The sequence below is a fragment of the Acinetobacter sp. CY73 genome (genome assembly GCF_059515865.1).
This window is the reverse complement of record NZ_JCAKMZ010000017.1, coordinates 1-18195: the sequence shown is the minus strand read 5'-3', so window position 1 is coordinate 18195 and position 18195 is coordinate 1. Positions and strand designations below refer to the sequence as shown.

At 39.2% G+C, this 18195-nt stretch carries 14 protein-coding genes and 3 pseudogenes; 14 read left to right on the top strand and 3 right to left on the bottom strand.

The features are described 5' to 3' along the window. Nucleotides 1-264: 264 nt before the first annotated feature. Together AC5YD2_RS09440 and AC5YD2_RS09435 are read left to right on the top strand one after the other, a co-directional pair. Nucleotides 265-1477, top strand: a pseudogene (locus AC5YD2_RS09440) (tyrosine-type recombinase/integrase). Next, nucleotides 1456-1845: a helix-turn-helix transcriptional regulator gene (locus AC5YD2_RS09435; RefSeq protein WP_496126091.1), complete on the top strand. Its 390-nt coding sequence runs from the start codon at nt 1456-1458 to the stop codon at nt 1843-1845. The pseudogene AC5YD2_RS09440 and the gene AC5YD2_RS09435 overlap by 22 nt, the downstream one beginning before the upstream one ends. Before the next feature lie 285 nt (nt 1846-2130). Here AC5YD2_RS09435 and AC5YD2_RS09430 read toward each other — a convergent pair. Beyond that, nucleotides 2131-2396, bottom strand: a pseudogene (locus tag AC5YD2_RS09430) (ATP-binding cassette domain-containing protein); the annotation flags it as partial. A gap of 107 nt (nt 2397-2503) precedes the next feature. Between AC5YD2_RS09430 and murI the strand changes: the two are divergent. Next, nucleotides 2504-3337, top strand: coding sequence for a glutamate racemase (gene murI, locus AC5YD2_RS09425; protein WP_496126090.1), 834 nt, complete (start codon nt 2504-2506; stop codon nt 3335-3337). Nucleotides 3338-3355: 18 nt separating this feature from the next. Here the strand turns inward: murI and AC5YD2_RS09420 are convergent, their stop codons facing one another. Further along, nucleotides 3356-4279, bottom strand: a complete 924-nt coding sequence (locus AC5YD2_RS09420; RefSeq protein WP_496126089.1) for a LysR family transcriptional regulator — start codon at nt 4277-4279, stop codon at nt 3356-3358. A 119-nt stretch (nt 4280-4398) separates the two neighbouring features. On the opposite strand from AC5YD2_RS09420, the gene gstA reads away from it, so the two are divergent. The 11 genes and pseudogenes from gstA to AC5YD2_RS09365 all read left to right on the top strand — a co-directional run bounded on the left by gstA (nt 4399) and on the right by AC5YD2_RS09365 (nt 17909). Further along, on the top strand, nt 4399-5004 hold the full coding sequence (gene gstA / locus AC5YD2_RS09415; protein ID WP_496126088.1) for a glutathione transferase GstA: 606 nt from the start codon (nt 4399-4401) through the stop codon (nt 5002-5004). 748 nt (nt 5005-5752) lie between these two features. Further along, nucleotides 5753-7141, top strand: coding sequence for an aspartate aminotransferase family protein (locus AC5YD2_RS09410; protein WP_496126087.1), 1389 nt, complete (start codon nt 5753-5755; stop codon nt 7139-7141). 51 nt (nt 7142-7192) lie between these two features. After that, complete coding sequence (locus AC5YD2_RS09405; protein WP_496126086.1) at nt 7193-8149, top strand: diiron oxygenase; 957 nt, start codon at nt 7193-7195, stop codon at nt 8147-8149. Nucleotides 8150-8274: 125 nt separating this feature from the next. Beyond that, entirely contained in the window at nt 8275-12609 is a 4335-nt protein-coding gene (locus AC5YD2_RS09400; protein ID WP_496126085.1) for an AMP-binding protein, read from the top strand. Nucleotides 12610-12637: 28 nt separating this feature from the next. Then, complete coding sequence (locus tag AC5YD2_RS09395; RefSeq protein ID WP_496126084.1) at nt 12638-13558, top strand: hypothetical protein; 921 nt, start codon at nt 12638-12640, stop codon at nt 13556-13558. A gap of 37 nt (nt 13559-13595) precedes the next feature. Next, nucleotides 13596-14018 carry a rhodanese-like domain-containing protein gene (locus tag AC5YD2_RS09390; protein ID WP_496126083.1) on the top strand — a complete coding sequence of 141 codons (423 nt, stop codon included), beginning with the start codon at nt 13596-13598 and terminating at the stop codon, nt 14016-14018. A gap of 17 nt (nt 14019-14035) precedes the next feature. Then, complete coding sequence (locus AC5YD2_RS09385; RefSeq protein WP_496126082.1) at nt 14036-14254, top strand: tautomerase family protein; 219 nt, start codon at nt 14036-14038, stop codon at nt 14252-14254. 29 nt (nt 14255-14283) lie between these two features. Beyond that, nucleotides 14284-15105 (top strand): sulfite exporter TauE/SafE family protein, encoded by an 822-nt coding sequence (locus AC5YD2_RS09380; RefSeq protein WP_496126081.1) that lies wholly within the window; start codon nt 14284-14286, stop codon nt 15103-15105. 48 nt (nt 15106-15153) lie between these two features. After that, the gene (locus AC5YD2_RS09375; RefSeq protein ID WP_496126080.1) at nt 15154-16305 is read left to right on the top strand and encodes a benzoate/H(+) symporter BenE family transporter; all 1152 of its coding nucleotides are present in this window, start codon (nt 15154-15156) and stop codon (nt 16303-16305) included. 131 nt (nt 16306-16436) lie between these two features. After that, nucleotides 16437-16608, top strand: a pseudogene (locus tag AC5YD2_RS09370) (aspartate 1-decarboxylase); the annotation flags it as partial. A 602-nt stretch (nt 16609-17210) separates the two neighbouring features. After that, a complete protein-coding gene (locus AC5YD2_RS09365; protein WP_496126079.1) occupies nt 17211-17909 on the top strand; it encodes a metallophosphoesterase in 699 nt (232 codons plus the stop codon). Here the strand turns inward: AC5YD2_RS09365 and AC5YD2_RS09360 are convergent. Then, on the bottom strand, nt 17866-18195 hold a 330-nt coding region (locus AC5YD2_RS09360), incomplete at its 5' end, for a transposase family protein (protein ID WP_496125492.1). The genes AC5YD2_RS09365 and AC5YD2_RS09360 overlap by 44 nt on opposite strands.

The window sequence follows — 18195 nt, the reverse complement described above, 5'->3', positions numbered from 1 at the left end:
TGATCTAATTTTTATATCTTTTTGATTTTTAAACTTTATACTAACGGACTCATAATCCGTTGGTCCACAGTTCAAGTCTGTGTGGGCCCACCAAATTTTATAATCATATGCACTCATATGATATCTAAACCCTTAATTCTAATAGAGTTAAGGGTTTTTTAATGTATAAAATAAACTCATATACACACATATAGAAACCGCTCATTTGTATCCTTGCATGTATCCTGAAATAAAACTATAACTCAGGATACAGATTTAATATAAATGCTAGGTAAACAAATAGTTATGACTATAAATAAACCTTTAACAGATGTTGCATATGTTGCTTTTAAAGCAAAAGGTAGAGAGTGTCGAATTGCAGATATTTCTGGACTTTATATGAAAGTTCAAATTTCAGGTAAAAAGTCATGGCAACTTCGTCTGAAGAATAGTGAAGGTAAATGGACATGGGTAGGTTTAGGTTCTTATCCAGAGGTCCCAGTTAAAGTTGCTCGTTCACAAGCATTAAAATATCAGTCGGGTGAACTTCAAATTGTTACTCGTACAGAACGGTTAAAATGATCTATACGAGAAGAAAATGAGTTATTCGAGCATTTAATGCGTGATTGGATTGATATTAAGAAAAGTACATGGGATCCCCTAACATTCAAGAAGGAGGTTCAATCTATTGAGAAACACTTACTTCCTATTTTTGGTCAACGTAGATACAAGAATATAACTTCTAAAGAATGGCTTGAATTTTTTCAAACCAAACAACGTAAATTAAAGATTTTTAATCGAATCGAAAAATTAATTTCATATTGTCGTAATGCTTATGATCTAGCTGTTTTTAAAGATGAAATTAAGTATAACCCTCTACTTGGTATTCAGAAGTTTTTAGACAAATCAAATCCAGGATGTATGAAACATATCCATTTAAAAGATCTTCCTGAAATGGTTGAAAAATAAGGGGATACCGTTCGGAAGAAATTAGCATTGGTTTAGAGTTATTGATTCATATGTTTCCAAGACCAGGTGAGCTGCGACAAGCAAAATGGGAACAATTTGATTTTGAGGATTGAGTTTGGATTAGACCCGGTTCAATAATGAAAAGAGGGATTGAGCATGGAATTCCACTTTCAACTCAATCGATAAAATTATTAAAGACTTTACAAGCAACTTCTAAACGTGAAAGCGAATTTCTATTTACTTCGCGTGATAGTGTAAATAAATCGATTTCCACCTCACATTTAATGCTGCATTAAATAGGATGGGGTACTTTGGTAAGCAAAATCCACATGGTTTTCGACATATTGCTTCTACACATTTAAATGATCATTACAGTGATCGTGAACAAGTGATCGAGGCAGCTCTAGCCCATCTTAAATCAGGAGTTAAAGGGGCGTACGATAAAGGAGCTCACTTACGAGAAAGGTATGGAATTATGCAGTATTGGTCTGATTATCTTGATCAAACTTGTGGGAAGCGGAAATTTTAAAACAGTATTTTGGGTTGAAATATGAACTTATTTGTTTCTTCTCGCATTTTTTTAACCACACACAGAGATTTTTTGAGAGTGGTGTTAAGTTTGCATTTGAGTTAACAATTAAGGACGGGTTAATGCCTCCCTTCGAAATACATCAAAATCTTAATCAAAATATGAATGTAGGATTTGTACCACTGCGAGTGACTAAAAAAGATGTTTGCAAATTGTTGAGTATTTCGCTTAACCAATTGAGAAAAATTTCTATTGCTGATGATGATTTTCCGAAACCAATTAAGAGTGGTAGTGCTCGCCAAGCAGGAGTTTATTATGATACACAAGAAATTTTAAACTGGTATAGGAAGACACTAGCGAATACATAAAAAAGCCCTTTGGGGCCTTTTTTATGTATATAATTATAAGCGTATATTCAAGCTTTAAAATATTTAAGGAAGCTATTGCATATTCCTGCATAAATATACCACCTATTCCTATTCCTATTCCTATTCCTATTCCTATTCCTATTCCTATTCCTATTCCTATTCCTACCATACCAGTTACTCCTGTTCGTGCTATATCGCTTTGCTTAAATGGATAGAATCGAACTTGTTTAAAGCTAAACACTAATATTTACTATTAAATATTTTCTAGATTAAATTTGATAGCAATTATAAACACTGGAACATTTGATCACTCACAATACGTCCATTATTTAAAGCAGTGATACGATCTAGAGAAGAAATCGACTCTGGACGGTGAGCGATAATGATTCTAGTGATGTTGAGTGACTTAATCATCTGGTTAATTTCTTTCTCCTTAATGATGTCTAAATGGCTAGTTACCTCATCCCAGAAATAGAATTTTAGGTTTTCTATACAATGCTCTTGCCAATAATATTCTTTGCTTTTGTCCTCGACAGAATATTACCCATATCGGATCATTACGTCTCTGCACTGCTCATTATCTAATACTTATTTGACGCGCCACTTCACATACTTTATATTTTACTCAAAATTAAAATGAATCTAGATAGAGGTAGATGTGCTCCAGAAAAACAATTCCATCGGAGTCATTGATTCAGGTTTGGGAGGACTTTCCCTATTTAGGTATATTTGTGATCAATTACCTTACGAGAATATTGTTTATTTAGCTGACTCAGCAAATGTACCGTATGGTGACAAAACCAGTTCATGGGTATTGTCTAGATCAAAAGATTTGATTAAAACGCTGATCTACCAGGCTGGGTGTAAAGTGGTGGTGATCGCCTGTAATACGATCACAGCTGTAGCAATTGATCAGCTTCGGTCTTCGTTTGGCATTCCAATTATTGCCATTGAACCCGCAATCAAGCCTGCCGTCAATTTGACCACCAGCAAAAAGATAGCAGTGCTTGCAACAGCATTGACTCTAAAGGGGGGGAATGTAAGTCGGCTGGTTGCTGAATACGGACAAGGGATTGAAATTTTATTGATCCCTTGTATCGGGCTGGCTGACCGTGTTGAGAGCGGGCAGGTGAACAGTCATGAAATGCGGTTGTACCTGACAGCACTTTTAGAGCCATTAATGGCAGTACAGGTCGACACCATTGTTTTGGGCTGCACGCACTACCCATTCGTGCAACATACTATTCAGGACATTATGGGTGCAGGTGTGACCATTATCGATCCTTCTGTTGCAGTTACTGCCCAGTTAATCCGACAACTAAATTATCATGATTTGAATAGCACTCAGGATATGGATGGTTCAAGAGTGGTGTGGACCAATATTGCTGAGGCGACTACAGAAAGTATCGTTTTTTCCTTATTAGGTAAAAAATTACCAATCATGTCTTTTGACATTACTTCATATGATTCAAGACAAGTAATATCTCTTTAAGGGGGGAGATAGCACTTGTTATGCTAAGTGCTTATCTCTGATTCTTTTAATGAGAAAATCAATCAATACGCGTGTGCGATGCGGCATATGCTGATTTGAAGGGAAAATAATAGAAAAAGGTCTGGATGTCCCCGCAAAGGGTTGTAAAACCTCAACGAGTGTGCCTGCTTTAATGTCGTTTTCAACTAAAAAACGATAGGTCTGTAGCAAGCCTGCATCATGCTTGGCTAATGTGATAGAGGCGAGAATATCCCCAGAAGTATGGATTCGTCCTTGCGTCATCATTATTACGGATTGTTCATCGACATTGAAAGTCCAAGGAACGCATTGCCCATTACTTGGCAAAATAAATTGAATACATTCATGACTAGATAAATTGGCAAGAGTCAGTGGAGTACCATATTTCGCCAGATAAGGCGGAGAAGCAACCACGACCATTGTTGCATCTTCTAATACTCTTGCAATAAATGATGAATCTTTTTGGACTCGTGCCCTAATCACGAGATCATAATTTTCACTAATAAAATCCACATTCTGATTACTGACATGAACCTCAATTTTTATATCTGGATACAGCATGTTGAATTCTGCCAGTAAGGGTAGAACTCTAAAATGTGCATATGATGTAGGTAGGCTAATTCTCAATGTACCAGAGGGACGTTGTTGCTGTGCTGTAATTTGATATTCTGTTTGTACAATTTCTTCAATCGCCTGACGACAGGTATCATAGTACGTTTGTCCGCTTTCGGTTAGGCTGATTTTTCTGGTTGTGCGAACAAATAGCTGAACGCCCAAACGGGCTTCAAGCCGGGCAATTGATCTACTCACGGCAGCAGGCGTTAAACCTGCCACATTGGCTGCGACAGTAAAGCTCTCCTGTTCAACAGCCAAACAAAAAAGCTCAATACTGCTTAATCGTAATTTATCGAAATGCCGTGACATTATTTACCTTATGTAACTACTCAATTAAATATAACGATATTTATAGTATTTAAAACACCTAATAGACTAAGTTCAGTACATAACAAAAGTACTTTATTGAACCTATAAGGACACACATTATGAAACTGTACTATGCTCCAGGAGCTTGCTCCCTATCTCCACACATTATTATTCGTGAATTGAATGCCAATGTACAGTTGGAGAAAGTGGATTTGTCCAACCATACCACTGATTCAGGTGTTAATTTTTTTAGTATCAATCCAAGAGGACAAGTTCCTGTACTTGAACTTAAAAATGGAGAAATTTTGACCGAAGGTCCAATCATCACACAATACATTGCAGAATCTGTTGGTCCTAGCTCAGCTTATCCATCACCATTGACCATAGACCGTTACAGAGTACATGAGTGGCAGAACTATGTCACATCAGAATTACATAAATCATTCACTCCATTATTCAATGCAAACTTTGACAAAAAAAGCAAAGACCTACATGCAGATATTCTGAAGAAAAAATATGAATGGCTTGATTCAAAGTTACAACAATCAAGCTATCTGACTGGGCAGGATTTTACGATTGCTGATTCCTATTTATTTACAGTCACTAATTGGGCTGGACATGTAGGCCTTGATTTAAGCGAGTTTAAAAACCTACAGGATTATATGGGTCGTGTTGCGTCGCGTGTTGCGGTCAAAGAGGCACTAAAAGCTGAAGGTTTGGTTTAATATAAGCCTGAGTCTTGTGGGTTGTTATGGTTGGAAAACTAAATATATATGATTTCAAAATTATCTTAACAACCTACTTTTTTTAATGGTTTTATTTAATTGTGATGAGCTATTGTGCCTATTAAATATCTCTATTATTGGAATTGTATTTTATTGGTTGTTTTTAAGCTTGGGTTGTTTTAATAAGCTTGTGGTATTTGCTTTCATAAATTATTTTTTAATTGTAATTTGTTGAATTTTATTTAAAAGTTATATTTATTATAATTATCTGTTGTGTGTATTAAAAAAATAAATAAATAAAATCTATATTGTTTGTGTCTGAATTTTTTGTGTCTGATGTGATTATTGTTTGTTGTTGATTTTATACGCTAATTTTAATCGGTTATTAAACTAAAATTTGTTTTTATAAATTATTTTTAATTGTAATCTATTGAATTGTTTTATATTTATTTTAATTAACTATTGTGCGTAATAAAAATTAAATAAATAAAATTTATGTTGTTTGTGTTTGTGTTTGTGTTTGTGTTTGATGTGATTATCGTGTGGCGTTGATTTTATAAATTAATTTAAATCGATTATTGAATTAAAATTTGTTTTTATAAATTATTTTTAATTGTAATTTGTTGAATTATATTTAAAATTGATATTTATTTTAATTTTATATTGTGTGTAATAAAAACTAAATAAATAAAGTTTATATTTTTTGTGTCTGGTGTGATTATTTTGTTGTGTTTATTTTATGTAATTCATGTCAGGATTAAAATATTTTTTGAATTTGAATAATAAGGAGAAAAAAATGGTTATTAGAGGTAATGTTAATTTGTCGCGTGAGATGTTTAATAAAAATACTCATTATATTCCTGATGGTGTTAGCTCACCAATGAGAGCGTTTAGACAGGTTGGTGGTGATCCAATTTGTCTTGCTAATGGGCATGCTGCAACAGTAACTGATGTGGATGGTAATACTTACATCGATTTTTTAAGTGCATTTGGTGCAAATCTGCTGGGACATGCACACCCAAAAGTGGTACAAGCCATTACTTATCAGGCTCAACAGGGGACAGTATTAGGATTAACCTCTCCGCTTGAATACCGTTTGGCTCAAAAAATTCTTAAAAGTACGCCTGTATTGGATCAAATCAGATTTGTATGTAGTGGTACAGAGGCTGTAATGACGACGGTTCGTATTGCCAAGGCACATACAGGTCGTGACAAAATTGTTAAATTTGTGGGTTCTTACCACGGTCATGCTGATGCATTGTTGGCATCGCCTGCAGATAGATTATTCAATACAAAAGGTGTGACCAAAGGCATTTCTGATTATTTAAGCAAAGATGTTTTGTTGTGTGAATATAACGATAACGAGTCGCTTAAAAGTTTATTTCAAATGCATGGTAAACACATTGCGGCAGTCATTGTAGAGCCGTATGCCACCAACATGGGCTTTGTCATTGCAAAGAATGGCTTTTTTCAACAAATCAGAAGCTTGTGTGACCAATACCAATCCATTTTTATTTTTGATGAAGTGGTGACAGGGTTTAGGTTTGGTTTTGGCGGCGTTTGCAACCTCATGAAAATCGAACCCGATTTGGTGACCTTCGGCAAGATTATTGGTGGTGGACTTCCAATTGGTGCCTATGCCGGTAAAGAGAAGTACATGTCTCACGTTAAAATCGGTGGTGACGTATTTCAATCCGGCACATTTGCAGCCAACCCGTTGACAATGGCTGCCGGACTGGCGGCATTAGAGGTGATGGAAGAAGAGGGCTTTTATGAGAATTTAAAGAATAAGGGAGAAGCTCTTTATAACTATATTACTGAAGCTTTTGAACAAAAGAATATTCCGTTTCTGTTTACTCACTATAAAGGCTTGGGCGGTATCGCCTTCCGTAACAGCAATGAGCCAATGTCGTGCTATGCCGATGTCAAAACACAACGATATGACATCTACACCAAAACTCATAAAAAACTATTAGATAAAGGCTTTTTGTTAGCGCCTTCCTTAGAAGAGCCTATTTTTATCACTGCTGCTCATACAACCAAGCATTTAAAAGACTTGGCTGATGCCTTGGCTGATGCCATTGGCGAGGTGCTGAGCGAGGAAGAGAAAGCCATTGATTGCATGCCGGCCATGTAAGCCTTTTTCATAAACCAATTAACGCGACATTATTGATGAGAGATATTAAAAATGAATGCTTTTATTGAATCATCTTACCAGGATTTTATGACCACTGTTGAAAAGTGGTATGCCGCTGCGACAGTCAAGAACAGCAAGCGCCATTATGTGCCTGATAATGCCAAGAACGAATACGTTTACCCGACTTCCCGTGTGATTATCAGTAGTCACCCATTGGTTCAGGCTCAAGGTGAATCAACAATCAAATATGTGATTGCACAAATGGCTTACCGCTACATGTATGAAATTGGCCTGCTGGAAACCCGCTTTGTCATTGATTGTAGCTTGAATATTGTGAATAACATTATCAAAGGCTTTAGCGAAGTCGACAAGCTGGCAGCATTGCGTATTGTGATTGACGAGGGCTATCACGCCCATGTGGCACTCGACTATATCTTGCAAATGAAAAAAATTACTGGGATTGAGCCATTGGAGGTGCCTAACAGCAATGGAAATCTTGATGCAGTAAAACGTGCCTTTGAATTGTTGCCACAAGAGGTTCATTACGATTTCCAGCTTATTTCTGTGACGCTGGCAGAGCATACTTTAACCAAGGACATGATCATCATTGGTCGGGATAAGGAAATGTCCCAGTCATTTACCAACGTACTGACAGACCATGTCTCAGATGAAGGCAATCATGCCAGCTACTTTGCCCGCTTAATGAAAGAACACTGGGCACGATTGAGTGATAGTACCAAAGATGTAATTGGTGCCATGTTACCGGCGTATCTGGATGATTATCTTGCTTATGATGCAGATCGCGAGTTTGAAAAGCGCGTGCTGGCGAGTTGTGGACTAACCCCTAAGGAAGTAGAGCGGGTGATTGTCGATACTAATGAAGCATATCTACAGAATTCTAAAAGTTATGTCGAAACCACAATACATAATCTCACCAGTTTACTCAAACGGTCTGGCTTTATGAATCATGAAAAAACCAAACAGGCTTTTGATTCTGCCCATTCATAAATAGTAGGGGCAGTGGCTGCACTCCCTCGTTCTGTAGCATGATTTATAGCCCTCCATGAAAACAGGCAAGGACGTTATTTATCCGCGTTTTGTTTGAGCAGGGCTGGATACATGGAGATATCATTGTGATTGTTGAACAGCTTCTTGAAAATGCAAGGCGCTTTCCCCACCATACGGCGGTTATGGCTCAAGGTGAAAGCATCAGTTATGAAGAACTTGAGCATTTGTCATCGCGCATTGCTTCCAATTTATTAGGCCATTTATTGGCACATTCACAGGTTGTGTCACCAAACAAACGTAGCTTGCTGGTGGGTATTTATACCACGCGTGATATTCACGCCATTAGCCTGATGCTGGGGGTTTTGAAGGCGAACCATGCTTATACCTTTGTTGAAGAAGAAGGTTTGCTGCATGAAAATTATACAAAAATAAAGTCTTTAGATGCAGATATTATTATCTGTCAGACCCAGCATGCTGAAGCATTTAAAGCACTGGGTATCAAGACCATCACTTATAAAACACTGCTGTTAAATGATACGCCATATACCGCATTTACTGCGCCATCGGCAGATGATGTGGCTTATGTATTGTTTACTTCAGGTTCTACGGGTAAGCCTAAAGGGGTGATGGTCACCTATGGCAATTTGTCGCACTATTGCCAAGCCGTGAATGAAAAGCTTGCCGTTAGTGAAGCATTAAATTTTGCGCATGTCAGTACCTTAGCGGCGGACTTGGGTAACACCTCGCTGTTTTTATCTTTAATAACTGGTGGATGTCTGCACTTACTGAACGAGAGTACACGCAAAGACCCGATTGCTTTTCGTGACTATTGTGACCGATTCAGCATCGACTTTATTAAAATTACACCTTCACATTGGCGCGCTATTTTTCTAAAGCATACACCACCTCTAGAGTATTTGGTCTTTGGTGGAGAAACTTTGCCCAAAGAACTGGCAGAAGAGATTTTAGACTCTGGCAATGTTGGCAAGCTGTTTAACCATTATGGCCCGACTGAAACGACCATTGGCATTACGGTATATCATGTCCAGAACCAACAGCAACTGAATAATATTGACAGTGATACTTTACCAATCGGCTATCCATTTGGCAGCAATCAACTGTATATCTGTACGGAAGATGGCGAGTTGCACCAGCGCAATGCGACAGGCGAGCTGTATGTCAGTGGTCCTTCGGTCACTTTGGGTTATCGCCATGATGATCGTAATACACAAGACAAATTTATTTATCTGAGTGCCTCTCAGCTGCAACAAACCTTACGTTTTTATAAAACGGGTGACTTGGTCAGGGTGAATGATGAAGGCTGCATCCACTTTCTAGGCAGGTTAGATCGTCAGGTAAAAATTAATGGTTACCGCGTTGAGCTAGAGCAGATAGAAACAGTCATGCGTAGTCTGGATCAAGTAGACGATGCCGCTGTTTTCTATCTCGAGCGCAGCCCGAAAAACTGTCTGGTTGCAGCAGTGCAGGCGAATCAAGCTGATTTCTCGGTAGAGGAAATCAAGCAGCAAATGAAACAGTTACTGCCAGATTATATGATTCCCAGAGTGATGCTGGCGTTTGAACGCTTTGAAGTCACACCAAATGGCAAAAAGAACTTAAAGCATCTTAAGGATGCAATGATTGAGCATTTGGATCACTGCAAACGGGAAAAACAAGTAAACGACACTGATCAGTTGGAAGGGATCATTCGCCAGCTGTTTGAAAAAGCCCTTGATATTCCTGTTGAAGCGGTTGATGGTGATAGTAATTTTTATGATCTTGGCGGTGACTCGCTGGGTGCTATTCAGCTGATTTCAGAATTGCAAGATATGGGACATCGCGTGACCGCCTTGTCTTTCTTTAAAGAGCCAACGATCAATGGCTTGATCAAACTGGTGCAATCCAGTGAGCTACACAAGCAAACCACTGCTCCTCAAAGTAATCAAAAAAGACAGTATGAAACGTCACTGTTCTCATCCGCACAGCATGAGTTCTTTGCCCAGAATTTGCGCTATCCCGACCATTATAACCAGTCAGTATTATTGCAGTGTGGCGAGAAGGATGTCGATATCCATGTGTTACATGAGTCGATTGATCAGCTGATAAAAGATAATCCTATTTTGTCGACGGCATTTTTCTACGATGAAGAAAAAAAGCTGACAGGCAAGGTGAAGCACCGCGGTTGTGATGAAAACCTGAGCGTGACTTTTATTTCAACCACCCACGAACAGAATGTGCAGTACCACATTGAAACCGTAGCGGAAGAAATGAATAAATCATTGTCTTTAAAGTATGGCAGGTTGTTCAGGGCGCATCTGTTTAAGTCCGAAAAATCACAAGATATGGTACTAATTGTCTGCCATCATTTAGCGGTAGATTTAATCTCCTGGCATATCATTGGTTCCCAAATCAATCGTAATTACACCAATATCCTGCAAGGCAATAGTGACAAAGTTGTGCCTGCAACTACAACATTCTGGGACTGGTTGCATCATCTACAAAGTTTTAAAGAAAGCTTTCAGGATGAGTGGCTTGCCTCAACAGCCAGTCGTACTAATGACTTTGCACCTGCATTTAATGCCGGTAATACAGAAGGCGCAGCGTCAACACTATGGCTGGGTTTCCCCAAAAGTGAAACCAGACAATTACAGGACAATGCATCACAGGTACTAAAGGAACCCCTGCATGTGGTGTTGTTGTCTGCATTTCTGGATGCGTTGCGATCCCATGGTTATCAACAAAAGCAGGTTGCCGTAGAAATAGAAAGTCATGGACGTGTGACTTTTGATGAGAGTATCGACATTAGCAGGGTGGTGGGATGGCATACCTCGACTTATCCCCTGTTTGTTAATCTTGACCAGCCAAGTATTACATCTATTTCACAAGACATTAACCATCAGCTCAATCAGGTCACGCATTTAGGTGTTGGCTTTGGTTTGCAGCGTGCAGAAGCCTCAAGCTCATATCAATCGTCGGGTGCGATCTGTTTCAACTATCTGGGTGATACGGATTTTGAAACGCGCGGTGAGTTGAGCTTAAAGCCAAGCCTTTACTCATTTGGTAATAGCAGACATGCTGATAATCATCGTGGACACGAGATTAAGCTGACAGGAAAAATCACGCACGATTGTTTATGCCTTGATGTGTCTTTCTCCACAGAAACCGACAAACAGGTCATGCAACAGGTGATGCAGCAGGTCAAAGACAGTGTCGCCACTTTGGTTGGGATTGAACAATCACAAGCCATATTAATGTCCGAAAGCGGTACGCGGACAGGCATGATTAACTATGCGCCACGCAAGTTGATCCAGAAACTGCTTTCTTATGAAAGACGTGTCTATAGCAATATCTTGATGACAGGTGTCACTGGTTATATTGGCGCTTATGCCCTGAAGGAACTGTTGGAGTCGACGCAGACCATATTGCATTGCCTGGTCAGAAGCAAGGATGCCATGACAGCCATGAGCAGGCTGTCGAGCAGCTTTAATTACTACTTCCCCAATATATCGCTGTCTCAGTTTGAGCATCGTATCAAGGTCTATGCAGGTGATATTGCTGAACTATTATTTGGTCTCAATAGTACGGTGTATGAGGTGTTATCACAGCAGATTGATGCCATTTATCATTTTGCGGCAGACACTCGTTTGCTGGGGGATGAGGCTGACTTTGCCAAAACCAACCTGAATTCAGTACAGAACTGTATCGATCTTGCTTTGTTAAATCGTCGTAAAGATGTGCACTACATGTCTACCTTGGCGGTCAGTGGTGTCAACAAAAAAACCATGATGCAAGATTTTTCTGAGAATGATTTGGATATTGGTCAGGAATTTCAGAACCATTACGAGCTGACCAAGTACAACGCCGAAACATTATTAAGCAGTTGTGGCAGAAGGATAAATTGCTTTATCTACCGAACAGGTAATGTTTCTGCTGCCTCGGTTTCTGCTCGCTTTCAGAAAAATGCCACCGATAATCGTTTGGTTCAGTTTTTGATTGCCTGCGCCAAGATCGGCAAGCTGCCAGTGGAGTGTGGTGAAGATATCATCCTTTCACCTGTCGATATTGTCGCTAAGGGCGTGGTACATATTTCTCTCAATCAAGCCTGTGCACCGGCTGTTTATCACGTCGACAGCGCGTATCAAATCAATATGAAGCGGGTGTTTCAGTCCATGCAGCGTAACGGACTGGCGTTTTCAGCATCTGATTTCCAGAACTTTGACCAGCTATTCAAATCCTTTAGTCACAGTAAGGACAGGGATATTGCGGTTGGTCATTTTTGGGTGAAACGTGGCGGTAGAAACGTACGCTATCGCAATGAAAGAACACTGGCACTACTCAAGGAATTAGACATCAGCTTCTCGCCTCTCAGTGATGAATGGCTGGATCGCTTTATTGGCAATCTGGTGGATTGTATAAACGAACAGCAGCCACCCAAACAACATAAACCTTTATTCAATTAAATCATGACTCAACAAAGGAGATTTTGACATGCAACTGATTAACCCTGATTTTAAACTGACACAACAAGATATTGATAACTATCGATTAACTGGCTTTTTGCTCATGAAGCAATTGTTTTCGCTGGAACTGATCGACTACCTCAAAGGTAAAGTCAGAGAAGAGTTGGAAACCCCAACCGATAACTATCAAAAAGGCTTTGATAAATTGCGCTATGACCTTTGCAATGATGACAACGTTATTCTTGACCTGATTGGGATGGAACATTTTAAAAACTTGATGAGTCAGTTGCACGACTGTTCATTATTTTTTACTCAAGGCGTTGGATTTGGCCTGAAAAAGAAAGTCAGCAAAGGCTTTACGTGGCATATCGAATCACAAAGCTTTGGTTTTAACCGTTCAGAAGATTTCAGTACCACCTTGTGGATTCCGTTGCATCGTATTGATACCAAAGGCCAGCGTGGTGGTATGTGCTATGTACCGCGTGACGTGATTTCTGGCGAATTTATGTATGACTTCATTGACCCTGCAGTATTCCGTTGCATGGCAGAAAAAATTGAAACTGGCGGTATTGATTTTGATGATTACGTGAAACTACGCGATGAGCCATTAAACTCATCTGGTATCGGTCGTTTGCTGGAGCACTATGCGGTTGAGGATGATTTTGAACTGGGCGATGCGTTGATATTTGACAAATATGTGATTCATCGTAGTTCACCACTAGAAGAAGGTGAGCTGGAGAGCCGTGATGCGTTCTCTTTACGCTTTATTGATGTCGAGTCTCGCTATGACTTGGAGCGCGCGCATAGTATTGAAATTCCAAGAAATTACTATGGCTATGAAGGTCCAACCAAGTTTCATCTCGAAATTTGTAAAGAAGATAACAGCCGTATTGTAGACAGCAAATATTTTGATGTCGATCGTGAAAAACGTTTCATGAGTCTGGTGTAACAGACTTCTTTATAGCAGTTAATTCTGGAGAAAAATAATGCAACAGCAACAAGAAAGTTTTTATGAATCCAAACTTCGGTTTGAAATGGATTCATGGGATTTACACGCCGCTCAGAAAAAAGGCGAAGACATCGTGGTATTGGATGTTCGCTCACTCGATGCCTATAACGCCGAACATATCGACGGTGCGATTAGTTTCCCGCATGGACAAATGCTTGAGGAAACCACTCAAGGTTTGCCAAAAGACAAGAGCTATGTGGTGTATTGCGATGGCATTGGCTGTAATGCGTCTACATCGGGTGCATTAAAGATGACTCGACTTGGTTTTCAAGTCAAAGAGTTGATCGGTGGTTTGAAGTGGTGGCGTGAGCATGGTTATCCAACAGTTCAAAAAGCCAATTCATCTTTACATGCTGAGCAGGCGCAAGAAGCAACTGCTATCAATTGTGCTTGTGATTAATTTGGAGAAAACCCGATATGCCATATGTCAATATTAAAGTCACTGATACTGGAGTGACATCAGAGCAGAAAAAAGCGCTGATCAAGGGAGTGACTGATTTACTGCAAACAGTGTTGGATAAAGATCCTGCCAAGACTTTTGTGGTGATTGATGAAGTCAATCTAGATAACTGGGGCGTTGCTGGAGAACAAACCAGCCAACGTCTAACGCGAGAAAAAAGCAGTTTGGCTCAATAAAGAAGACAATGGACTTTATACAGAGTTACATGACGAGCCAGTTTGCACTGCTATCAATTGGCTACTGGTGGATATTTGGACTATTTGTGGCAGCATTCATTGCTGGTTATGTTGACTCTGTAGCAGGTGGGGGTGGGACGATTCAAGTTCCACTCCTCTTGTTGACAGGCATTCCACCAGTCAGTGTACTGGCAACAAATAAAATGATTGCAATTATTGGAACAATCAGTGCGACGATTAATTATAGCGCCAGAAAAAAAGTGATTTGGCAGGCACTGGCAGCATTAGCCTTGCCTTGTTTAGTGGCTTCTATTCTGGGCAGTGCTTTGGCACTGACCTTACCAAGCTGGTTACTTGAAGTCATGATTCTTATTTTTTTATTGACGATTATTGTATTGTCATTATTGTCTTATGCAATGAATCACAATAAAGCCTCATCTCAAATCATTGTTAACCAGATGAGCACTACACCTGCTAAGGTTGATCCATCCATGCGATCGGTAGGAGCCTATGGACTCATCGGCTTTTATGACGGTATTTCAGGTCCGGGAACGGGTTTGCTCTTGGCCAAGGCAAATAAATCCTATTTGAGTTTGGGATTATTAAACTCTGTTGCCACTGCCAAACCATTAAACCTAATGACCAATACAGGTGCCTTGGTGGTTTTCTTTTTTGCAGGAAAAATCATCTGGATTATGGCTATCCCAATGATTGTGGGTAATGTGATTGGCAACTGGTTTGGTAGCCATATGGCGATTAAAAATGGTGATCTTTTTGTAAAGTATATGATGTTTGTGTCATTGCTTTTACTGGTTGTGAGTGTTGCTTACAAGGTTTCCGGTTATCTATAACAAATACTATTTATAAATTGTTATTCATCATAATATTTAGGAAAGCATATGTTAAAAGGCGATTCCCTTATTTCTACAATGAATGCCGGTTTTGTCACTGTACTGGTTGGTTTTACGAGCTCGGTTGTGTTGGTATTTCAGGCTGCGCATAGTTTATCGGCGAATTCAGAACAAATTGGTTCATGGATACTTGCGCTATGTCTAGGGATGGGGATTCTGGGTATTGTATTATCCCTGAAGTATAAAGAGCCGATTGTTCTAGCATGGTCGACGTCCGGAGCTGCCATTATCATTGGTACTACAGGTATCAACTTGGCAGAAGGGGTCGGTGCATTCATTGTCTGTGGTGTATTGATCGCCTTGAGTGGTTTTAGTGGCTGGTTTGAAAAAATAAACAACTATATTCCTCCTGCAATTTCTTCAAGTATGTTGGCTGCCATATTGTTTAAATTCTGTGCAGATGCATTTATTGCCGTGAAGTTAAATGCGCTATTAATTGCGCTGATGCTTGTTTCCTATCTGTTGGGTAGGCGTTTTTTTTCACGCTATTCAATTTCTGTGATGTTGCTATTGGGCATAATGATAGTTTCTTTTCAGGGTTTGTTTGATTTTCAAAAAGTATCCTTGTCTTTTGCAACGCCTATATTTGTACAACCTGAGTTTTCGCTGCATGCTATTTTGACCTTGGCGATCCCTTTATTTATTGTGACCATCGTCTCGCAGAATATTCCCGGTTTGGCGGTGTTGCGAAGCGAAGGCTATAAGGCTTCCAGTCATATGCTGGTTGGCTGGACTGGTGCAGTCACCACATTGCTTGCCCCTTTAGGTTGTTATGCTTTAAATCTGGCGACGATTACTGCGGCAATTTGCTCAGGGAAAGAGGCACATCCTGATCGAAGTCAACGCTATATTGCAGCAGTATTTGCGGGCGTTTTTTATATCGTGGTTGGTCTATTTGGCGTGACCGTCGGATATTTATTATTGGCTTTTCCAAAAGAGCTGGTCATGGCCTTGGCAGGGTTTGCCTTGTTGGGTACGTTTGGTAATGCTTTGACGGCAGCCCTTAAATTTACTGATTACCGTGAAGCAGCGATTCTTACTTTTTGTATCACCATTTCTAATATTAATTTGTTTGGTATCAGTTCGGTGTTGTGGGGCTTGTTTATTGGTTTGGTCGCCAGTCATATTTTTAAAAAATGAAACTACAGGCTTAGGCATCCTGTTCAGACAATTGTATGTGTTGCGCTTTTTCAATGGCAGGACAGCGATTTAAAAAGCAAATTTCCATCATTCATTTCAATGTTATAACTTACTTTAGTGGAGATTTTACAATGGAAACTCATATGCTTAAATGCAAAATTCATCGGATTGTCGTCACGCATGCCGAGCTACAATTATGAGGGTTCTTGTGCCATTGATGGTTACCTTTTGGATTTGGAAGGTATTTTGGAATATGAACAAATTCAAATATGGAATGTCACAAATGGCAAGCGGTTTTCAACCTAGGGTATATTAATATATAGTGCCTTAGCTTACTTATTTTTCTAAGAAATTTTTTCACTCGCAACATGAACAGTAGATAACCAATCAGCCCATTGGTCTTCATATAATCGTGCAGTATGGTTACTTGGTTGCTTTCTCCAAATTTCCTCCCACCAATAAGATGGTTGGGTATGGCGTAAGAGAGCTAAAGGGTGTGTGTATAGTTTACGAAGCTCATTAATTTTTTCTTCCTTGTCTGTCTAATTGGATTTTCTTACTTATCATTTAAGTATTGGTACATTCCGTTATGGAATTTACCAGAGCATCGTGTCATTAAGGCTCCAATGACTTTTATTTCACTTAAGGAAGATCATGCTGATATTGAGATGTATCGTGATAGAGAGCGGAATCAATTAACACGAGTAACTCGGTTTAGAGGGACATGTCCGATTTGTTCAGCAGAGGTTGTACTTAGAACTGGTCAACCTGATCATAATTTGCCGTTAGTTGGACGTTGTGTAGAAAGTCCTTTTGCACATGTGTATAGCTTTGATAGAGTACTAATGATTGGGAAGTTGTTAAGTCGGTAATCATATCGAAATTAAGAGTGATCATTTAAGTCAATGAACTATTCACCTATTGCGACAATACATCCAAATCAAACGGATCATATATATCTGGTTGGTGATTTGCATGGTTGTTATAGCCTTTTGATACAAGAGCTCAAGAAAATAAATTTTGACTTTCAAAATGACGTACTGATTTGTGCAGGTGATCTTGTAGATCGAGGTGAGGAAAATTTAGAATGTATTTCCTTATTAGATCAGTCATGGTTTCGCAGTGTAAGAGGAAATCATGAAGAAATGTGCATAAGGTCGCTTGACGATCCTAAAATAAAAGATATGCATGCACGTAATGGAGGGGAGTGGTTTTATCAATTGAGTGCCAGAAAACAGTTTGAAATTATCGAACGCTTTAAACAGCTCCCTTTGGTTATTGAAGTTCAATTCGAACATAAAATCATTGGGGTAGTACATGCAGACGTCGATATTCATGATTGGAATGCTTTTAAGCACGATATTATACAAGGTGACTACAAAATTTCAGGTGTAACCTCTGCTTATAGCAATGCAATATGGGGGAGAGGGCGTATTCGCCAGCAATCAGCTCATTACGATATTGTTGATGGTATTGATGAAATTTATCTAGGACACACCATTGTAAAAGAACATACTAAAATTGATAATTGCCATTATATTAGACCTCTTGCGAAAGTCGTTATTGCAAGTTTATCCGGTTTACCAGTGCAGCGATTAAGCTAATGCGTAAACCGAATCGCTTGCGTCTATTTCGGTAGCGTTCACTCAATATTCTAAATGTTTTTAATTGACGATTGATGTGTTCAATCACAATTCGTATTTCTCCAATGATTTTATTGTACTTTTTCTCAATATCAGATAAGGCAGAATTCTTCTTTTTCTTAATAGGAGTCAATAGCTTAAATCCACGCTCCTCTAGTCCATGATACCCTAAATCAGTAACCACATATTCACAATGCTTGAATTTTGCAATCGTTTTTCTTGCCAATTTAATGTCATGTTGACTACC